The organism is Pseudomonas sp. FW305-28 (assembly GCF_017351395.1).
GTDB classification, from domain to species: Bacteria; Pseudomonadota; Gammaproteobacteria; order Pseudomonadales; family Pseudomonadaceae; genus Aquipseudomonas; species Aquipseudomonas fluorescens_AA.
In genome coordinates, this window is record NZ_JACNDD010000017.1 from 1 (window position 1) to 19,241 (window position 19,241).

Below are 19,241 nucleotides of genomic sequence, written 5' to 3' on the forward strand. Positions count from 1 at the left end.
CGTGTTCAACAATTGCTTCAAGCGTAGAGGCAACGTGACCGAGCCGCGCATGATCATCCACGCGTTGAACGGCGAAATGGTCGCGCCGAGGTCAACCAATGCATCATTCTTGATCTTGTTGATCAGCGGATTGGAGCCGATCACCACCCCGCCCATGGCATCACCATGACCATTGATGTACTTGGTCAGTGAGTGAATGACGAAGTCGACGCCGTGTTGACTCGCACGGAAAAATGGAGGGGGTGTGAACGTGGCATCCACAGAGATCAGCGCGCCATGGGCGTGTGCAATCTCAGCCAATGCAGCAATGTCCGCAACTTTCGTGGTGGGGTTGGCGATCGTTTCAGTGTGGATCAGCTTGGTATTGGGGCGAATGGCGTTACGTACCGATTCCAGGTCACCGACGTCTACGAAGGTTGCCTCAATGCCGTAACGTTCAGGCAGCAGTTCGGCGAAAAGCCGCCAGACCGCCTGGTAGGTGATGTCACTGACAATGACGTGATCACCACTTTTCAAGAATGAAAAAAATACTGAATGCAACGCAGCGACACCGGTCGCGAATACAACCGCGTCTTCACACCCCTCCAGGGCTGCGAGTTTCTTCTCAAGGCAAACCTGGTTATGGCCTTGATTGCGTGTGTACACGAGCCCGTCCGGGCTCGACCAGTCCATGGTCGCTGGATCTTCCGGCAAGAGATAGGAGTTCGCCATGACCAATGGCGTACGGACGGCGCCACTGGTGACATCCGCGACATTGCCGCCATGAACAGCCAGCGTTGCTGCAGATAATGTCGAAAGATTGTGCTTGTCGGGGCGCATTTCGTTTCCTCTTTATTGTTGTGTGGTTCATTGTTGAGTCGAGCGAGCTGTTTAGCTTCCACTCACGCCGTTTATGCAAACGACCTTGGGTTGCGTCATGTCTTCGTAAGCGAAACGTACGCCCTCACGGCCCATGCTCCCGTACTTGAAGCCGCCAAAAGGCATTGCATCAAAGCGGTAGTCGGAAGAGTCGTTGATCATCACCCCGCCCGCCTCCAGTCGTTTAGCGGCGGTCATTGCAACCTTCAGATTGCTGGTGAAGATCCCAGCATGCAGGCTGTATTCAGGTTCGTTAGCCAGTGCCAATGCTTCATCCAGGGAGGCGACGCTCTGGAGGATGACTACCGGGCTGAACACTTCTTCGCACCACAACTTGCAATGGCGGTCGACACCTTCCAGCACGGTCGGTGAATAGAGCGAGCCGTTGCGCGTATTGCCAAACAACAAGGTGGCGCCTTTGGCAATGGCGTCATTGACCACCTCTTCGGTACGCTTGGCTGACGCCTCGGTAATCATCGGCCCCACGTCCGTCTGCTCGTCAGCAGGGTTGCCGACGATCAACTGCCGGGTCTGTTCAACAAAGCGCGTTTTGAAGACTTCGTAGAGTGGGGCCTCGATGAGGATCCGCTGAGTACCGATGCAGTTTTGACCCGCTGCCCAGAAGGCGCCCGACACGCATGAGTCGACTGTTTCATCCAAATCACAATCAGCCATCACGATGACCGGTGCGTTACCGCCAAGATCCATCGCCAGCTTCTTGAGGCCGGCTGTGCGAGCGATCTGCTCACCGGTGACAAAGCCGCCCGTGAACGACACCATGCGCACCGCACGGTGGGCCACAAGAGCCTTGCCCAGCGCGGCGCCGCCTGTAGCGACTGTGACGACAGCCGGAGGCAGGCCCGCATCAATCAAACACTCTACCAACTTGATCGCTGACAGCGGTGTGAGCTCAGACGGTTTGAGAACGACCGCATTTCCCCCTGCGATGGCAGGTCCCAATTTATGCGCAACCAGATTAAGCGGGTCGTTGTAAGGGGTGATGGCGACGATTACGCCCAACGCTTCACGCGTGAACCACCCCTGACGGGATTCAGACCCGACATAGGCATCAAAAGGGATGACTTCACCGGCATTACGCTTGGCTTCTTCGGCAGACAACTTCAAGGTGTTGACGCAGCGCAACACCTCCTTTCGCGCCTGCTTCAGTGTTTTTCCCGACTCCGCGACGATCAGTTTGGCAAAGGCGTCCTTGTCACGCTCGACTGAGCCTGCGGCTTTTTCCAATATGCGCGCGCGTTCATGTCGCGGCAGATCCTTGGCAATCAAAGCACCCGAAATAGCGGTGTCGACTATCGTGGTGGCTGATGATGCAGGTATGTCTGCCACTTCACCCACCTTGCTGCCGTCAAACGGGCTGAGCACCGTAATGGCCTTATAATCAGCAGCGAGCGAGAGACTCAAGCTATTCATGATTACTTACCTGACGTGGTTTTGTGGTTGTGAATGCTCACGATATCGGCGAGCAATGCGAAGGCGGTTTCAAAACGACCTGCCCCTGCCCCCACTACGGTGACGGGACCGAGAATGGCGGTACTGAACGTGATTGCGTTGGTGGCTCCGCTCACTGCTGAGAGTGCGTCGCTCGATGGCAATAGCTGTGGACTCACCGAGGCCGAAATCGAGCCATCGCTCCGTTTCTCTGCACTGCCAATCAGCTTCCAACGGGCATTCACTTTCGTTGCCTCGGCGATATCCTTGGCCGTGATTTCAGAGATCCCTTTGCACAAGACATCGCTTGGTTTGAGTTTTGCGCCCAGTAGTTCATTGGCGAGGATGACGACCTTCAAGCGCACATCGTGCCCTTCTACATCCGCTGTTGGATCGGCTTCGGCATAACCCAACTCCTGGGCTTTTGCGACAGCACTCGAGAAGTCCAACCCCGTCTCCATGCTGGAGAGGACAAAGTTTGACGTGCCGTTGAGGATCCCTTTGAAGCCGGTGATTTCCGAGCCTGCCAGTGACTCCTTGGCCAAACGGATAACCGGGGTTCCGCTCATGACAGAACCTTCAAATTCAAAGCGGGCACCGGCACTATCGGCCAGCGTCTTCAAGCTTTGCGCATGCAGCGCCACGGGCCCTTTGTTGGTGGTCACGACACTGACGCCCTTCTCCAACGCCCAGCGACAGAAGGTAGTAGCCGGCTCACCATCCACAGGATTGGTGAAGGTTGCTTCAGCCACAATATCCGCACCTGAGAAACGGATGACGGTTTCGTTCGCCGGTTCAGCACTACCGCCGGGTAGCGTCCTGAAGCCGCCTTTAGCAGCAGGTACTGCAGCCAATTCATGAGCATCCAAGCCGTCTTTGTTAATGATTGAGCCGAGGTAAAGGTCACTGACACCGACAATCTTCAACGTGAAACCTAACTCATCGGCCCAGCGCGAATTCTTATCGGCAATAAGCTGAGTCAGTGCGCGGTTAACACCACCAAAACCAAGCAACGCAATTTTGTATTCAGTCACGACAGGATTCTCATTGTTATGTTGTGGTGCGGAGATAGTAATCCGCCAACTTAACTTTACGAATATGGCAAACAGAACATTGTTACGAGCAAAATGCTCGCACAACGGTACAGCTTGCTACTTTGTGCTGGATAGCACAAAAGATGTCACGGTATTCAGGACACCCGGCAGCGCAGAGATCTCACTCCATACCCTGTGGATGCGATCTGCATTCATCGCCTGAACTGTCAACACAATATCGAGGTCACCACTCATCACATTGCAGGAAATGACTTCAGGCATTGCCCCGACGGAGCGAACAACTTCAGAATCCCGCATACGGTCCTGACGATAAACAAAGATCAACGCATTAATGGGCCCTACATCAGCTGAGGGTACACCTTTAATAATTGTGTACCCCCGGACATAACCATCGCGCTCCAATCGCTCAATCCGAAGCCTGACTGCGTTTCTGGACAAATTAACTTTCACGGCAATATCGTTGTGGGCCAACCGTGCATTTCGGGTGAGTTCTTCCAAAATTTTCTCATCAACTTTATCTAAAACACGTTTCATCTCTGGCTCCGAACTTATAACGAGTGAGACTCCGTGTCTTTGGATAAGGCCCTGACCAGCGAGGTCAGCGCCCCGATGTCGTTAGGAATTGAAGTACAGTCTTGTTCGGTGGATGCAGGAGCGCCGCCTGTATTCAGGTGGCCGAAAATCTCCGACTTATCGGTTGCAGCGCCAATCTTCGAGGGATGCGTCGTCGCCAGGCTAATCATGGGGATCAGCAAGCTGCGCCTGCTCACGCGCGCAGCGCGCAAGCCGATAGCGGTATTGGGGCTGACGAGATACCCACTCTGTGCAAAGACCTCATGAATACAACTGAATGCATCCGCATCGTCCACAGCCAGTGAGTCAAACAATTTACGCGCCTCCAACCATTCATCCTGCTCTAAGTGGATGGTGCCCTCTCCTTCTAACAGCTGCATATTACGAGCTACTTTTTCTCCACATCGATTTAAAATACTCCACTGCAAGCGCTCAAAATTAGAGGCCAATGAAACATTCATAGTGGGAGTTTTTGTAGTGCGAATCTCATTTCGACTGTACAGATTCGATTGGAGAAAGTGATGCAGGCCGGCGTTGGCATTTGTGGCAACGATTAGTTGTCGAATGGGCAGCCCCATTTGTTTGGCAATATAACCAGCGTACAGGGCGCCAAAATTCCCGGTCGGCACACTGAAAGCAACTTGTCTTTTAGGCGCGCCGAGCTGAAGGGCGGAATAGAAATAGAAGGACAGGTGCGCAAGTACACGAACCCAATGCACTGAGTTGAACGAAACAAGATGCTGCTGCGCATCATTATCTTGTTTTAAGAACTGCTCACACAAACGATGGCAATCAGAATAATCTCCGTCGATCTCAATATTGACTACATTACCTTCTTCCACACTCAGTAAGCGCCGGCGATCCTCCGCCGTTAGTTCCCTGGAAGGATGCAACACCAACAAAGTAACGCCCGTCATTCCCGAAAATGCTTTTATTGCAGCAGCTCCAGTATCTCCGCCTGTGCAACCTACAATCAGAGCCTTCTTCCCAGACTTCAGTAAATCGTGATTGATAAAACGAGACATTAATTGAAGACCAAAGTCTTGATAGGCGCCTGAAGGCCCATGAAACAACTCCAGTAGCCACTCGTTACTTGCCGTCTGGTAAAGCGGTGCCACTGCGTTGTTTGTAAAACAATCAAAGGTCTCCTCAAGCATCCGAGATAGCTGATCCTGCTCGACCCATCCCCCCAAAAATGGCTCGATGACATGGCGAGCCAATTCGTGAAAGGGCAGCCACTCAAGTTTTGAGAGCTCCTCCTTTTTGAAACGGGGCACCTTGCGCGGCACGTACAAGCCACCGTCAGGCGCATACGACCCCATCAGGACCTCGCTGAATTCAAATGTTCTACCAGGCGTCCGTGTGCTGACGTACTTCATGGTCCAAGACACCCTCAAGCCATTTTCGAGCGGCTCACCTCAAGGTGATGCTCTGTGGAATTCAATGCGGCAGTTTTTAATCGCCTTCGATCAAGCTTCACTCCATTGACCATTAAAGTCAATATAGTGACTATCGTATCTCTTCAACGGTATTCCGTTCCGTTGCACGACAACGCCTTTGTCCTTGCTCTTGTGGTGCGCCCAAGGGCCGCCGACGCTTAGAAAATGGGAGAAAATCATGTGTGCCAAGAACCTGCTGCACTCGCTTTATCAGTACAAGGCATGGTCTGAGGAGGCGCTTTTCAGTTGCTTGAAAGCGCCCATAGCAAAGTCCTTTCCGATGGAAATGGAGGAAGCCTGCTACTGGCTCAGGCACATCAATATCGTGGACCAGTTGTTCATCGCCAGACTGCAAGGAAAACCGGAGGAGTTTGACGACGTCGTCACTGAGCAACGGCAAGACATTTGCCAGCTGGAAGAGGCATTTACAAAGGCAAATCAATGGTTTGTTGACTATACGAAATCAGTCACTGCAACGGAGCTGTCTGACCCGGTAGCGTTTATCTTCAAGGACGGCAAACCCGGCAACATGACCAGGGAGCAAATCCTCGCTCATGTCCTTTCTCATGGCCTGCAGCATCGAGGGGGTGTTGGCACGATCCTGCCAAGGGAGATTCTGGAGGGGCACCAGGATCATTTCACAACGTTTTTGAAGCTGTAGATATCGCAACATCTGCCTCATCCGCCACGGGTGAGGCAGAATATCCTCGCCGATATTCAGCTCAATTCAAGCGCTTCAATCACCGCAGCAATTTGCTCACGCCCTTCCCCATTAATGGTTCTGAGCGGCAGGGGCACACTCGCAGAGTGAGTAAACCCGCGAAGCTCCGCCGCTGTTGCTATCACGCGAAAACTACCGCCAAATTGGCTGAATAAAGCCCAGAGCGGCTTCAAGGATTCGGATAGCCGCGTGGCTTCTAAGGCGTCACCTGACAATGCTGCTCGCGTGATGGCGAGCGCTGTATTGGGGAACAATCCGCCCATGACCGAATACCAGGCATCGCAACCGGCATTCATTCCAACAGCAGCAGACGCATCGCCGCTTATTCCGATAGTCACGTGACTCGGAATCAATTTTCGCAGGCGCTCCACGCGCTCCTTGGCCAGGTGCGGCGCCTCGGGGACACCGGGGATTTTGATTGACCTGACATTGGGTAGCTCTGCAATACGCCTGTGTAACTCATCGCTAAATTCAAAATGGGTGGTGCCAGGATTGTCATAGACACACAGTGGGACTGAGATGTTGGCCGAAACCATTTCGTACATCGAAAAAACATCGTCCTGAGTCAGTTTTTGATACGACACGGGCGGCAGCAACAAGGCTTGGACGCCCACGGCTTGCGCATCCTCAGCCAACAGCAAAACGTCGCGTGTACGCAGCGCACCGATGCTAACCATCACCGGCACATCTTCTGCGGCCTCTACTGCCAACTGTGCAACTCGAAAACGTTCGGCGCGAGAGAGATAGGCATAACTTCCGGTGGATCCGAGTGCCCCGATGGAATCTACTTTCGCCGCCACCAGTTGCTGCACAAGACGGGCAAAAGCAATTTCGTCCACACCCTGCTCATCCATAGGCGTCAGAGGAAATGCACTAAGGCCGGTAAACATGGTCATCACTCCTTGCAGTGGTCTGTCGACCATTTGGCCCCGGGACCAATCAGTGAGCTTTCGATCTGGGCGCCGGGCATCATTTGCTGCAAACCTTCGATCAGTTTGTCCCCTGCTTCCGTCAAGGCTTCAAGGGGCATCGCCGGCAAACTTTCCAGAATGAACCACATGCACTTCGCGTCAGCACCGAGACGGGTCCTCACACCTTGCCGCCAATTCCAACGACGGCAGGTCACGCCTTTGTCATCGCGCCAGACGACCTCGCCGGCGTCTGGATACTCGAAAGCAGGAGCCCCTTCTTTCATGGTGTCAAAAGGCTCGGTGCCATCTGCGACTACCAGCCGCGGAGAGCCCGCATAGGCTTCAATATTTTCCCCTCCAACCGGAATGGCGTACTCAATGCTGATTGCGTTGTAGAGATCGACGATGGGATCCAGGCTAGGTAAGCCGCCGTCACGTAAAACCCGTTTACGCAGCGCCTCAGCTGAACAAGGCGTGCGTTGCGGCTTGGCCCCAAACTTTCGGAATGTCTCCGCCCATGCGGCCAGATGAGCTTCACCCCAGCTTGGCCCACCTTCCTGAACAGCCTTGCAAGCACGGTCCAGCGCGGCCTGAGCTACCTCAGGATTGGCCAGTGGCGCAGCTCCCACCACAATGCTCAGGGCTCTGAACTCCGGAGCCAATTCTGCAACGGCTTGATCGATCAACGGCAGTACGGACAGCATCAAAAACCTCCAGGAATCCAAATGTCATTTCATGCTAGTCAGTGGCGACCAATAAAGTCAATATAATGACCAAGATCATCTACTATAACGCGTGTGCAGATTGACGGGGCGATTGGTAAAGGCCGAGAATCCCCACACATTTTTTCTCATGACCCTCATCAATGACCACGAATACCAGCCTGTCGACTACCCCTGGTGCTGACGCTCAAGCCGTCAGCCTGGCCGTCGCGCGCACGCTCAAACTGGCGCGCAAAGCACAGAAGATCACGTTGGATGAGCTTTCTCGCCGCTCAGGGGTGAGCAAAGGAATGGTCGTCGAAATAGAGAAATGTACGGCGAACCCCAGTATCGGCATCCTTTGCAAAATCGCCGCCGCGCTTGGCCTGTCCGTTGCAGACATCGTCAATGTGACCGAAGCCCCATCCGCCCATATCATCGACAGTCAAGACATCCCCACGCTCTGGACCGGGGACCTGGGAGGAACGGCGCGGCTTCTGGCGGGAACGTCCGGTCCTAATATGATCGAGCTGTGGCGTTGGGAAATGCACCCAGGCGAATCTTTCGCTTCACAGGGGCATCCTCAGGGCACGCTTGAGCTGTTTCATGTGGAGAAAGGCACGCTGAAATGCGTGGTAGGGGAAACAGAGCTGGTCATCCCTGCGGGGAGTTCGGCAGTGGCCAAAACCGATGTACCTCACTCCTATTCCAATGCCGGCAGATCCAAGTTGGTGTTCACCATGTCCGTGACGGAGATGCATCAATAGATATCCGGTGGACTGGCAGCCAGTGAACATCTGCAAGGCGGGCGAACCATCCAATTTCAAAAAAGCGGTGCCACCGAAAGCCATCAAGTCCCACGCAGGATGATGCCTTGATCCGCCCGCTGACCGAACCCGGCAAATCCCCTTCCAAGTTCTGGCGCTTGAAGTATCGGCTGCATGGCAAGGAAAACCGCTTCTCCATCGGTGCTTACCCGACATCGGTCTGAAGGAAACGCGCGACATTGCCCGCGGCGCGCGCCGCGATGTGGCTAACTATCCGGAAACCTGCGGTTTACTCGCCCAGAATGTTCTTCAACGCAGCGGTATGGCCGGCCGGGTCGTTTTCGCTGGACATCACTTCGATGATGGTGATCTTCTGATCGTTCATCGTCATCAACGAGGCCATCAGTAGTTTCAGGCCGTTGAAATCGTCGGTGCCGTCCAGGCGGTATATCTTCAAGCCGTTCACCTGAATGGTCTTCTCGCTAGTCATGCGAAAGTTGGGTGACGCGGCTTGCTGCTTTTCCTTCAAGGTATCCACGGCAAGGCGAAACGCAGCGTCCGGGGTAGTGCCCGCAGTCGGCGTCGGACCTTCGGTAACGATGATGGCCTGCTCGCTTTTCGGATCGAAGTACATCGTGCCGCCGTTTTCGCTGTTCAAGGTACGGGCCTCGACGCCTTTCAGCATGAACTTCAGCTTGCCGCCTGCCAGGGACACCGATTGGGTGTCCGATTCCGCCGTAGCAGTTTTTTCAGGCGAGGCAGCAACTGCCATGGTAGCCCCGCCGCTCAAGGCAGCAAGCACGCACAAGGAACGGGTCCAGCCCAACAGCAAATGCTTCGACATTGATAGCGCCTTTATTTTCAGGCCGTCGAATACCGACGGCCTGTCGTGCGAACAGCCTAGCTTACTTGCCTGCTCACTTGCCCAGATGTTGTTCACACCCGCAGCATATTTGCGGTCATGGGATTGATACCCTTCGCGAGGAGCGCCCGGGCTTCATCACGCAAGGTGCGTGCTTCACGCAGACCAATCTCAGGATAGGTGCCCAAGGAGATGCGCTTCTGCTTGCCGAGCCGGTAGTAGCGCAGATGGGGTACATGCGTTTGCTGCTGAAAACCTAGGACAAGTTTGGATTCTGGCAGCGGGCATCGAGGGAGGTGATTTATGCGTTCTTCATCGGGTCACTGCCACTCCTGGCCACCACCTCACCAGAAGAGGTGAGCGTTTTGGTGATTTACATTTGCGCCACTTGAGATCCGTCAGTTCGTGTGGCCAACGCCTCACGGCAAGCGCATCATTATCGCACCTAACGCAATCGGTAAATCATTGTTGGGTGCAAATTAGAAAGAACCCAGGGGGGCACTTGGCCTTGACGCTGCCCCCTACGACAAAGAAGTAAGACTCACATAGAAGGTTCAGACCATGGAAGTAGTCCTGCTCGCCCACATCACATTTAACCGAATAGGCTCGGCCAGTGGCGGAGGCTTTCAAAGCCAACGCCAGGTCAAGTTTTCCGCTGAGCTACCAGACACCGACCAATCGCCAAAGGGCAGTTCTTCGAGCTTCAGGCGGTAGAAGACAGAGATGTCACACCCTATGTCTCATCTCGGCGGGCTAAGTAGTTCGCATATCGACTCATCGAACCACCAAGGATTTGCAGACTGAGTCGCCATCGCCCGCAAAAATGACATTAACGCAGCGCATGCCCACGCTAAAAGGAATAACGCACAGCATTGATCCACCGGCTTTGTTCATCAAAATAACCGAAGCTGCGCTGACTTCCCTCGAATATGTCCACACCCGTACGTAGCTGCCAGTGAGCATCAACGTCGTACCGCATTTCCAAAGAAGCATATTGCGCATCCAGGCGCAGGTCCTGCGCAACGTAAGCGGTGAGGTAAAGCCGGCCCTGCCACAGCTCGCGGCGTACCGCCAAGCTGATCATTTGCGTGCGATCCTGATCGACGGCATGCGCCACGGCATCCTTCCAGACGTTGTAGTACTGCATGCCGAAGAACCAGTCCCCACTCAAGTAATCCACGCCCAGCAGCAATTGCTTCTCACGGTTCTTCTTCAGCTCAACGATGCCGGTTTGTGCCTGGGAGTAACGATAGGCATCAGGTACGAAGGCCGCTTCCCCCTTGAATACCACCGGCCCTATCGGCATCGCGAATGAGCCGCCAAGCAGTGTGCGACGCTTCAGTGCTTCTCGATAACTCAGGCCAGCGGGTGTCAGCCGGGCGGAGTAGGTCTCTTCAGTCTGCCAGCCGTGCCAGCCATTCAGGGAGTAGTCCACCCCATGGGCGTTGCCGCTCCAACGCAAGGCGGGTGTCCAGTCGGAAGGTTTACGCCAATCCGGACCATCCGCTTCGGTTTGAGGGATATTGCCCAAATAATCGCTGACCCTGGTTTCAGCAAAACGGGCACCGCTATCGGGAAGGAGGTCCGTACGCGTCTGGGGGATCAACAGCAGTTGTAAGGATTGATCCTGGAATACCGAGCATTCACTGTTGAGCATGGCCAATGGGCGTCGTTGCTGGACATAGTCGCCGAAATAGCCTTCGCGACGGTCAAACGCATGGATCACGTCCAGGACCCTGAGCCGGTCAGCGCTGCCCCAGACGACTTGTTGTATCCCCAGCGTGGAGGTACATCGTTCGCCTTGGTATTCAGCGAAGAGTTCACGGGGCTCGACTTCGTGATAGTCGCCGTCCAGTTTATTTTCCTGCAAAGCCCTGACTTGCAACTTGTAGCGCCAGCCAGATGCATCCTGCCAGCTCCCCCCCAACAATGCGGAGTACTCGTTGAGCCCCCACTCGCCTTCGCGGGTCAACGCCTGTCGGGTTTCCAGACGACCATTGAAATCGAGCGCGTCGAGAGCGGCGCCGTAACAGACATTACTCAGTATCGCTAATGCAAGGCCAACCTTCACTGCCGGTACTTTCATAGGCTCACCTGTGAGGCAAGCAAAGGGTCGATCTCGCGCTCTTCACCGGGCTGGATGCAATCCTGAAGACCTGCATCAATCGTTGCCCAATCGCTTGAGTAATTCGTTTTTCTGATAGGTAAACGTGTTCTTTCCCACGCGTGCAGCGCCCTCTCCAGTCGATAGTCCACCCAACGGCGACAGAATTCATCCAGCGGTTGCGACGAGAGCATCAACCAGGCAGCACATTCCCCCAACCTGAGCGTACCCGCAGATAAACGCGAGGCGGACACCTCTTCGGCGGTCCACTCCAGGATTCGTGCTCGGGTAATTTCGCCATGGGCAGTCTGGTCAAGGTAGGCGATGACCGTGCTGGGTTGTTCCAGCACGCGCTGGCCGATGAAAGCCGCCAGCGTTTCCGAAGGCCCTTCGAATAAACGCGTAATACGAGCGTCGCGCCAGAGTTGTCCAATGGGATTGTTATCGCAATAGCCGCGAGCCCCTAGCATCTGCAGCGCGCTATCACTGACCTCCCCAAGCACCTCGCTGGCCAACCACTTCGTCGCTGCCAGGACCTCGGGGGGAGCGTCAGGTAAGCCCTGATCCAGTCGTAGCGCCAGGTCATCGACCCAATTACCAATTGCAGTCGCTGCACAGAGCGCGTCATCAACCACACGTTGAGTATGCTCATGATCCCAAAGACGGTGACCGCCCAGGCTACGTCGGGTGCTATAGCGGATCATCAACTGAACACACCGCCATAACCCACCGACACAGGTAGCGGCAATTCCCAGCCGGCCGAACGCCATCGTGTCGCTGGCCACAGCCAGGCCTGCATAGGCACTTCCCAGGACTCGGTCCTGGTTGACCAGCGCAGCTTCAAAATGCAGTTGGTTCTGCACCATGCCTTTGAGGCCAAGCGTCATCGCTTCGCTACCCTGGCGCATACCTTGTTGCTCTGCATCTACACAGAGTCCCAAATAGCCGAGCTCACGCCCTTGGTCATCAATATGCCGGGCGAATACCGAAATGACGCCCGCCCATGCAGCCGAACCTGACCAGGACTTAGTCCCATCAAGCCTGAACACATTGCCTTCACGTTGCGCGCAGGCCGCCATGCCCAACGGGTTGGAGCCCGCCACCCGCTCAGTCAACGCAAACGCGGCGAGCATTCGACCATTCGCCAGTTGCGGCAGGTACCGCTCTTTGATGGCTGGCGCCGCGAAGCGTTGAATAGGACGGATACCCAGCCCGTTGTTGAGACCGATAAAAAAAGCCAAGGTCAGATCAATGGCGCCCAATTGACGCTGTACTCGCAGCAATTCGAAGTTGGACAAGCACAACCGGCCGCCATAGTCGGCGGGCACCTGCATTCCCAGTAAACCCCGGTTCCCGACTGCCAGCACCAAGTGCGGCGGCAGGCAACGGCGCTCATCCATGAGGCGAAAGTCCAGGCGTTTCGCCCAGTCCTGCAACCATGCATTCAACTCAGTCACAGCAGGCGTGTCCTGCCGTGCTTGAGGATCAAGCATCATCCATGCATTCAACGACTAATCTCCTATCGACTCGTCAACCAGCTTGCAGCCTCATGGACCATATGCTCCAGTGATTGTGTCGGCGCGAAGCCTAATTGCCGACGAGCCTTGTCACTTCGGTAATGAACCCGCCTGCCCAGCAACGCAACGACATCGGCCGAGAGCCTAAGGGGTATTCTCGTGAGCAATACGTCCAACGGCCGCAAAAGGGCGACGATCCATCCCAATGTGCGAGGCTGCCAACGCGGTGCTTCGACGGCCATCGCAGCGGCCATGCAGGTGAATAATTCGAGATAGCTGACGTTATGAGCATTCAGGATATATCGCTCCCCGCTCTTGCCTTTGGCCATGACGGCCAGCAGCCCCCTCACCAGATCTTGCGCGCCGATGACCGCAATGCCGCCGGGTGGGATAAACGGCAGGCGTCGAAGCTGCAGATCAAGCATGACCTTGCCCCATCCATGCAGCACATCGCAGTTGGAGGCGATGACCGCAGAGGGACACGCAATGACAATATCCATGCCCGACGCACAGAAACCACGGACCTGATCTTCTGCATCACGCTTGCTGTGCATATAGGCCAGCCGAAATGCATCGCCGTTATAGATCATTGACTCGTCCGCTTCCTCGGCCGGATAGCCAACGGCAGCGATGGACGATACGTGCAAGATGCGCTCGACCCTCGCGTCGCGAGCGGCCCGCAGCAAATTCACCGTTCCCTGCACGTTGACCGCAAACATACGCTTGCGCTCGCACTCGTAAGGCAGCGCCAAACCGGCGGCATGGTAGATCTGTGTGACGCCTTCAAGCGCGGACCCGAGGCTGGCGGGATCCAGAAGATCGCCTTCGCGCCAGACCAAACCTTCGCGCAGGCTCTGCAACGCTGCGGCTGGATCGTTCGGCAAGACCAGCACTGCCACGTTCTCACCCTGTTCCAGCAGCTCCCGCACGATATGACTGCCCAGGCATCCACTGGCGCCGGTGACCAGAATCATTGAGCGCCCTGCGCAGCCAGAGCCAAGGAAACATTAAGGCCACCAAACGCGAAGGAGTTTTTCAGCCACGCTTTCACATTGGCCTCGCGCGCGCCCCCAGTCACATAGTCCAAGTCGCACTCGGCATCCTGCCCCAGGTAATTGAGGGTTCCGGGAATCTGATTGTGTATCGAGCTCATAAGCCCCCCAATCAACTCGACCACGCCCGCAGCGCCCATCAGGTGACCTATCGAGGACTTGACGGATGACACGCCCAGCGAAGGCGCATGAGCGCCGAATACTTGTTTGATCGCCGCCGTTTCGCACCGGTCATTGAGTAAAGTGCCGGTGCCATGGGCGTTGATGTAACTGAATGCCTCGACGGGCAAGCAACTGTCGGCAATGGCCTGGCGCATGGCCTGAGCAGGGCCTTCCACGGATGGCTTGAGTAGGTCGCCAGCGTCACTGTTGACCCCATACCCCAATACGTGAGCCAGTATCGGTGCGCCGCGCGCTCGGGCATGCGCCAGGGTCTCCAGAACCAATACACCGCCCCCCTCGCCCAGCACCATGCCACGCCGGCCAACGGAAAATGGCCGGCAGGTATCGGGGGCCATGGCTCGCAACGCCTCCCACGCTTTCCAGACCAGTGCGTTAAGACATGCGTCAGTACCACCTGCCATCACCAGGTCTGCATCACCGCATCGCAACAACCGATAAGCCTCGCCAATCGCCTGTGTGGAAGAGGCACACGCGGTGCTGACGGTGAGCGCCGGGCCCTTGAAACCGTATTTTAGGCTTATGTGACTGGCTGCGGCATTCGCCATGACCCGGGGCACCGTCCACGGCGCGAGTGTAGCGCTGCCGGCCTGATAGAGATCCAGATAGGCGCTGTGCAACGACTCGCTGCCACCCACGGCGGTGCCCATGTAGACCGCGCACCTGTAGGGGTCAACCGTTGCCGGGTTCAGACCGGCCATGGCCAGCGCCTCTGCCGCCGACAGCAGTGCAAACTGACTCGCGCGGTCTAACAGTAACAACTCATTGGCCGTGAACAGGCCATCAAGTGCATCCCCCGGCAACGCCCCCGCGTTACATGTGCCGCCGACAACGTCGATCAAACGAGGCACTGGTGCGATCGCACATTGTCCTGTGGCCAACCCCTCCCAAAGACGCGCTCGACCCACACCAAACGGTGACACACACCCCGCTCCGGTGATGACAACTGTGTTCATGAAACCGCTCACTTGGAGGCCAGCCGTTCAGCAAGTATTTCCACCAGGCGAGACACGGAGCTGATATCGGTATGGCTGTACGCTGATAAATTGACAGCGAATCGCTTTTCAATTGCGTAGGTGAGCTTCAGTACGTCCAGCGAGTCGAGCCCCAGCTCTTCGATGCTCAGTTGCGTATCCAGCTCAGTGATATCCAGTTCCAGCGTGCTGGCGAGCAACTCCAGCACCAGGGTTTGCAGCGATTCAGTCGACATACGGGGACTCTCGGGATCAGTGTTCAGTGCGCAAGGCACGTTGAGTGAATTCAGCATCCGAGATGCCAGGGTTGATGCTCACTTTCTCGACAATCATCCGCGTGCTCTTATTGGCTGCCAGATTGTGCATGGTCTGGGCCGTAGGCCTGCTGAATCCGTCAACAACTTGCAAGCCGTCGCTTTTAAGCTGTTTGACCAGCACCCCCTGGCGGTCAAAGTAATCCACCTGCACCGGGTAGCGGCTCTTCTCTTCCAGGTAATAGACCTTGCGTGAATAGCCGGAAATATCTGCCTCTTCGCTACGCGCCTTCGCTTCAATCTGCCGGCATGCCGGCCAACTGAGGCAGGGCTGGGAGGTCGCGAGGCTAGTGAACGTGTAGTTCAGCAGCTTGTAGTCCTCAAAGTCTTCATAGGTGAAGTCTGTACCCATGAACCAGTTCTGCTTTTGAGAACCGGCCAGTCGTCTCAAGCTTTTGGTCGAAGGGGTATAAGACCAGATGTCGTTCGCGGCTTTTCCACTGTCCTCGATTAACAGCGCAACATTCTTGACGGCCGCGGGCGCGGTGAACCGTACCAGGGTGCCCATACGGTCGCTCATACGCTTGTCCAAGCGACTCAGTTGGCGTGTAAAGGTCAGCCGCTCGCCCTCAAACAGCTCCATGCGATAGTCGACTTTTTCGTCCTGTGCCTTCATGCGGCGATCAGAATCCTGCATGACCGCCAGCGCATCGTCGGCGAAGGCTGGCCATGTGCAAAGCATTAAAAGAGGCAAGGCTGTTAGCAGTTTGCTGTTCATCCAAAATTCCTGAGTTTGAGCGTGTCTACCGCGGGAATACGCAATACATGACGAATGGCAGGCATTGCTGCGAATGGAATAATCACCAAGGCGGGCAGGATGACTCTCCAGAAATCACTGGAGGCGGGGTCGGTATTGATCTTGAACCAGACGTCCGTCAGGCGATGATTGAGGACGCCTCCGAGACCATAGCCCAGCGGGATGGACACCACGCCAGCAAGCAGCGCAACGCTGAAGGTTTCGCAAAGCATGATGAGCGACACACTTCGGTCGCTGAAACCGAGAATTCTCAACACGCCATATTCGCCGCGACGCCCCACGATGCTGAAGTTCATGCTGGTCACCGCAAACAGCAGTGCAATCGCAATACTCATCAACGCCGAGATGTGAATGATCACCCAGATATGCGAACTGATCTCCAGGATGGAGGCGACTATGTTCTGCTTGGACGTAACCCGTACCACGCCTGCCAACTCATAGATTCTCGCATCGTCCAGGCCACTGCTCCCCGCATCCACCAGGTACGCGCCGGTAAACTGCTCATCCAGTGACAGCATTTGCTGAGCGAAGCGGCGCGTCGTAATCACTTCACCCGGCAGCGCCCCGGAAAACACCCCGACAACCTTGGCCGGATAGACGTTTCCTCGCACTTTTAGATTCAAACGGTCACCTGGGTGGACGTCATGGGCGATGGCGATGCGGCGTTCAATAACCAGCGCGTCAAGATCGCCGTCCAACAACATCCGGCCTTCCATCAGGTTTACGTGACGCACGCTGTCTGCCGGCTCGATACCCAGGAGACTGGCGTTATCCAGCTGCCCTTCGCCCAGAACCTGCGCCCCGCCCTTGACGAACGTCGACCAGCGACTGCCTGACGCCAGGCCTTCGAGACGGCCGATATCTTCATCCCACCAGGGCACATCCAGATCGACCACGCGACTCCAGTTGTCGCGCTCCACGTTGCTGATCGCGGTTCGCTCCATGGACGTCAGGGAAATATAGAAGGCAATGGTGATTGCGATACTCGCCGACATTGCCAGCACCGTGACCAGGCTGATGCGCCAGCTGCGCAGCAAGTTGCGCAACGAATAACGAAACCAGAACGGTCCTCCGATATGACGCAGGCAGGCGACCATGCGCAGCGCAAACGCTTGCTCCTGACCTGCGCCAACGTCACGCAGGGCGTCCATCGGCGTGATGCGAATGATCGAGCGCATCGGCAAGTACATGCCCAGGGCGACGGTGCAGCACAGCAATAATCCGGCTCGCCATAGATAAGCTGGCTTGAACATCAACTGTGGCTCGGGCATGCCGATGGCGCGTGCATAGTTCCAGCCGAATGCATACATATCAAACAGCGCCAGGCCGCAACCCAGCACCAAAGCGAGCACAATCAGCATCAGCGCAGGCAGGCTGTAAGCGCAAACGACCTGTCGACGCGTATAGCCCAGCGTGAGAAACATCGCGATCAATGGGCGTTCTTCCTTGGCCCATTGGAACATGAGGAAAAACACCACCAGGGTCGATGACAGCGCAAAAATCAGCACAACCGTCGGCAGGAAAACCTTGAAGGTATTGAGGTCCAACTCGAGGAACTTTTGGCTGAACTGCTCCTGGCGCGGCAGCACGTAATCGACGGCCAGACGCGACTGCGCTCGCGCGGTAATGCGCTGCTTGACCTCATTCATCGACGCATGCGGCGACACGCTGAACAATAAGCTGTTGCTGGCTGAAAAACCCAACTGCTGGCGCATGAGCCCCTGGTCAGCAAACAACACACACAGGGAACCGTTGCTGGGCACGTACACACTGGGGTTCAGCGGCGCGACCAGATACTCCGGGCTTTCAACGATGCCGATAACCTCCACCGGATACCTGGCAGCGCCGGCAATAAAATCAAAACGGTCACCCACGCCCTTCCCATGGAATTTCGCACAGTTACGCTCAAGGGCAATCCCTGCAACGTCCGCTGCATTCGGCAGGCGACCTTGCAAGACCTTCAGTCGATTGACCGCCGAGAAATCCGCTGCGTCGGCACTCACCATCAATCCTGCGACCGGCTGATTGCCGCCCAAAGGCGCCAACCCTGGCATCAGTAAGCGGTGATGGGTCGCGGTTACGCCGGCAATGTCATCAAATGCCGGGAGGTTGATCAGATCGTCCGGCGCAAAGATGACTTCCAGATCGGCCATCGATGCGTGGGACTGAATGTCCTCCACCGTATCGAACAGACTGTCGATCGCCGAATAGGCACCCACCAGCACACCAAAGGTCGAGGCACAGATCAGTGCGATGGTCAGCAAGCGATAGCGAATGACCAGAACCGAGCGAAGCACATGCCGCATCAGCATGTTCATGGTTCGGCCCTGTGCAGGTTGCCGGAGCGCATCTCGTAGACGTCATCGGCGTGCTGCCCAAGTGCGGGGTTGTGCGTGACGATGACCACCGTGACCTGCTTCTCTTCCTGCATCTGACGCAGCAGTTCGAAAACACGCATGCCTGTCTCTTCGTCAAGACTGCCGGTGGGCTCGTCCGCGAGAATCAACTGAGGTTCCTTGATAAGCGCTCGCGCAATAGCGACCCGCTGTTGCTGGCCCCCGGAGAGTTTTGAAGGGAATTTTTCGGCGTGTTCATGCAGACCAACTTTGCGCAAATATTCCTGCGCGCGCGCATGATCCTGCAAAGTGACTGAGCGGATCGGTTCAAGACCAGTCAGCACGTTTTCCTTCACCGTCAACGTCGGGATCAAGTTGTGAAACTGGAAGATGAACCCTACCCGCTCTGCCCTGAAACGCGTCAACGCCTTGAAGTCCATGGCGTTCAGGCGTGCGTCTGCGACCTGGACCTGCCCCTCATCCACACGATCCAAACCGCCCAGCACGTTGAGCAGCGTGGTTTTGCCCGAGCCTGATACACCTCTGATCACCGTCATGCTGGCGCGAGGTATCGTCAGGTTGATGTCATTGAGCACTAAACTGCGCCCATCGCCGCTGGGGTAGAATTTTTTCAGCCCCACAAGAGAAATCAAGGGATTATCCATTTCGAT

18 protein-coding genes and 2 pseudogenes are annotated in these 19,241 nt (G+C 55.9%); 3 read left to right on the plus strand and 17 right to left on the minus strand.

Annotation, left to right across the window (positions count from 1 at the left end; all coding sequences use genetic code 11):
- From J4E53_RS06175 to thrC, 5 genes are all read right to left on the minus strand, one after another.
- On the minus strand, positions 1–819 hold an 819-nt coding region (locus J4E53_RS06175; RefSeq protein WP_207268117.1), incomplete at its 3' end, for a PLP-dependent aspartate aminotransferase family protein.
- Positions 820–870: 51 nt separating this feature from the next.
- Positions 871–2,289: an aldehyde dehydrogenase family protein gene (locus J4E53_RS06180; RefSeq protein ID WP_060742429.1), complete on the minus strand. Its 1,419-nt coding sequence runs from the start codon at positions 2,287–2,289 to the stop codon at positions 871–873.
- 2 nt (positions 2,290–2,291) lie between these two features.
- Positions 2,292–3,341, minus strand: coding sequence for a homoserine dehydrogenase (locus J4E53_RS06185; protein WP_007896168.1), 1,050 nt, complete (start codon positions 3,339–3,341; stop codon positions 2,292–2,294).
- Positions 3,342–3,458: 117 nt separating this feature from the next.
- Positions 3,459–3,896 carry an Lrp/AsnC family transcriptional regulator gene (locus tag J4E53_RS06190; RefSeq protein WP_103308238.1) on the minus strand — a complete coding sequence of 146 codons (438 nt, stop codon included), beginning with the start codon at positions 3,894–3,896 and terminating at the stop codon, positions 3,459–3,461.
- 14 nt (positions 3,897–3,910) lie between these two features.
- Entirely contained in the window at positions 3,911–5,314 is a 1,404-nt protein-coding gene (thrC, locus tag J4E53_RS06195; RefSeq protein ID WP_103308239.1) for a threonine synthase, read from the minus strand.
- A gap of 238 nt (positions 5,315–5,552) precedes the next feature.
- Here thrC and J4E53_RS06200 point away from each other — a divergent pair, with 238 nt between their 5' ends.
- Positions 5,553–6,035, plus strand: coding sequence for a DinB family protein (locus J4E53_RS06200; protein WP_060742432.1), 483 nt, complete (start codon positions 5,553–5,555; stop codon positions 6,033–6,035).
- Positions 6,036–6,091: 56 nt separating this feature from the next.
- Here J4E53_RS06200 and J4E53_RS06205 read toward each other — a convergent pair whose 3' ends face one another.
- Positions 6,092–6,985 carry a dihydrodipicolinate synthase family protein gene (locus J4E53_RS06205; protein ID WP_103308274.1) on the minus strand — a complete coding sequence of 298 codons (894 nt, stop codon included), beginning with the start codon at positions 6,983–6,985 and terminating at the stop codon, positions 6,092–6,094.
- Positions 6,986–6,990: 5 nt separating this feature from the next.
- Positions 6,991–7,710, minus strand: a complete 720-nt coding sequence (locus J4E53_RS06210) for a B3/4 domain-containing protein (protein WP_103308240.1) — start codon at positions 7,708–7,710, stop codon at positions 6,991–6,993.
- 161 nt (positions 7,711–7,871) lie between these two features.
- On the opposite strand from J4E53_RS06210, the gene J4E53_RS06215 reads away from it, so the two are divergent.
- Together J4E53_RS06215 and J4E53_RS06220 are read left to right on the plus strand one after the other, a co-directional pair.
- Positions 7,872–8,474 carry a helix-turn-helix domain-containing protein gene (locus J4E53_RS06215; RefSeq protein ID WP_103308241.1) on the plus strand — a complete coding sequence of 201 codons (603 nt, stop codon included), beginning with the start codon at positions 7,872–7,874 and terminating at the stop codon, positions 8,472–8,474.
- A gap of 107 nt (positions 8,475–8,581) precedes the next feature.
- Positions 8,582–8,748 (plus strand): annotated as a pseudogene (locus tag J4E53_RS06220) (Arm DNA-binding domain-containing protein); the annotation flags it as partial.
- Positions 8,749–8,763: 15 nt separating this feature from the next.
- Here J4E53_RS06220 and J4E53_RS06225 read toward each other — a convergent pair.
- The 10 genes and pseudogenes from J4E53_RS06225 to J4E53_RS06270 form a co-directional block, all read right to left on the minus strand.
- Complete coding sequence (locus tag J4E53_RS06225) at positions 8,764–9,414, minus strand: hypothetical protein (RefSeq protein ID WP_256587141.1); 651 nt, start codon at positions 9,412–9,414, stop codon at positions 8,764–8,766.
- A 17-nt stretch (positions 9,415–9,431) separates the two neighbouring features.
- A pseudogene (locus J4E53_RS06230) lies at positions 9,432–9,566 on the minus strand (Arm DNA-binding domain-containing protein); the annotation flags it as partial.
- Between the two features lie 620 nt (positions 9,567–10,186).
- The gene (locus tag J4E53_RS06235) at positions 10,187–11,422 is read right to left on the minus strand and encodes a hypothetical protein (protein WP_060742435.1); all 1,236 of its coding nucleotides are present in this window, start codon (positions 11,420–11,422) and stop codon (positions 10,187–10,189) included.
- Complete coding sequence (locus J4E53_RS06240; protein ID WP_143011713.1) at positions 11,419–12,948, minus strand: acyl-CoA dehydrogenase family protein; 1,530 nt, start codon at positions 12,946–12,948, stop codon at positions 11,419–11,421. The genes J4E53_RS06235 and J4E53_RS06240 overlap by 4 nt, the downstream gene beginning before the upstream one ends.
- A gap of 11 nt (positions 12,949–12,959) precedes the next feature.
- The gene (locus J4E53_RS06245) at positions 12,960–13,931 is read right to left on the minus strand and encodes an SDR family NAD(P)-dependent oxidoreductase (protein WP_103308242.1); all 972 of its coding nucleotides are present in this window, start codon (positions 13,929–13,931) and stop codon (positions 12,960–12,962) included.
- Positions 13,928–15,145 carry a beta-ketoacyl synthase gene (locus tag J4E53_RS06250; RefSeq protein ID WP_103308243.1) on the minus strand — a complete coding sequence of 406 codons (1,218 nt, stop codon included), beginning with the start codon at positions 15,143–15,145 and terminating at the stop codon, positions 13,928–13,930. Before J4E53_RS06250 ends, J4E53_RS06245 begins: the two co-directional genes overlap by 4 nt.
- Before the next feature lie 8 nt (positions 15,146–15,153).
- Complete coding sequence (locus J4E53_RS06255) at positions 15,154–15,399, minus strand: acyl carrier protein (RefSeq protein WP_060742439.1); 246 nt, start codon at positions 15,397–15,399, stop codon at positions 15,154–15,156.
- Positions 15,400–15,415: 16 nt separating this feature from the next.
- Positions 15,416–16,195, minus strand: a complete 780-nt coding sequence (locus tag J4E53_RS06260) for an outer membrane lipoprotein-sorting protein (RefSeq protein ID WP_060742440.1) — start codon at positions 16,193–16,195, stop codon at positions 15,416–15,418.
- The gene (locus J4E53_RS06265) at positions 16,192–18,552 is read right to left on the minus strand and encodes an ABC transporter permease (RefSeq protein ID WP_081015435.1); all 2,361 of its coding nucleotides are present in this window, start codon (positions 18,550–18,552) and stop codon (positions 16,192–16,194) included. The genes J4E53_RS06260 and J4E53_RS06265 overlap by 4 nt, the downstream gene beginning before the upstream one ends.
- Positions 18,549–19,235: an ABC transporter ATP-binding protein gene (locus J4E53_RS06270; protein WP_103308244.1), complete on the minus strand. Its 687-nt coding sequence runs from the start codon at positions 19,233–19,235 to the stop codon at positions 18,549–18,551. The genes J4E53_RS06265 and J4E53_RS06270 overlap by 4 nt, the downstream gene beginning before the upstream one ends.
- Between the last annotated feature and the right edge of the window lie 6 nt (positions 19,236–19,241).

Excerpts from the sequence above, each read along its gene's own strand:
- J4E53_RS06235 (WP_060742435.1), bottom strand. The coding sequence starts at position 11,422 with ATGAAAGTACCGGCAGTGAAGGTTGGCCTTGCATTAGCGATACTGAGT.
- J4E53_RS06210 (WP_103308240.1), bottom strand. The coding sequence starts at position 7,710 with ATGCTGTCCGTACTGCCGTTGATCGATCAAGCCGTTGCAGAATTGGCT.
- J4E53_RS06265 (WP_081015435.1), bottom strand. The coding sequence starts at position 18,552 with ATGAACATGCTGATGCGGCATGTGCTTCGCTCGGTTCTGGTCATTCGC.
- J4E53_RS06255 (WP_060742439.1), bottom strand. The coding sequence starts at position 15,399 with ATGTCGACTGAATCGCTGCAAACCCTGGTGCTGGAGTTGCTCGCCAGC.
- J4E53_RS06250 (WP_103308243.1), bottom strand. The coding sequence starts at position 15,145 with ATGAACACAGTTGTCATCACCGGAGCGGGGTGTGTGTCACCGTTTGGT.
- J4E53_RS06205 (WP_103308274.1), bottom strand. The coding sequence starts at position 6,985 with ATGTTTACCGGCCTTAGTGCATTTCCTCTGACGCCTATGGATGAGCAG.
- J4E53_RS06260 (WP_060742440.1), bottom strand. The coding sequence starts at position 16,195 with ATGAACAGCAAACTGCTAACAGCCTTGCCTCTTTTAATGCTTTGCACA.
- J4E53_RS06180 (WP_060742429.1), bottom strand. The coding sequence starts at position 2,289 with ATGAATAGCTTGAGTCTCTCGCTCGCTGCTGATTATAAGGCCATTACG.
- J4E53_RS06190 (WP_103308238.1), bottom strand. The coding sequence starts at position 3,896 with ATGAAACGTGTTTTAGATAAAGTTGATGAGAAAATTTTGGAAGAACTC.
- J4E53_RS06215 (WP_103308241.1), top strand. The coding sequence starts at position 7,872 with ATGACCACGAATACCAGCCTGTCGACTACCCCTGGTGCTGACGCTCAA.
- thrC (WP_103308239.1), bottom strand. The coding sequence starts at position 5,314 with ATGAAGTACGTCAGCACACGGACGCCTGGTAGAACATTTGAATTCAGC.
- J4E53_RS06245 (WP_103308242.1), bottom strand. The coding sequence starts at position 13,931 with ATGATTCTGGTCACCGGCGCCAGTGGATGCCTGGGCAGTCATATCGTG.
- J4E53_RS06200 (WP_060742432.1), top strand. The coding sequence starts at position 5,553 with ATGTGTGCCAAGAACCTGCTGCACTCGCTTTATCAGTACAAGGCATGG.
- J4E53_RS06270 (WP_103308244.1), bottom strand. The coding sequence starts at position 19,235 with ATGGATAATCCCTTGATTTCTCTTGTGGGGCTGAAAAAATTCTACCCC.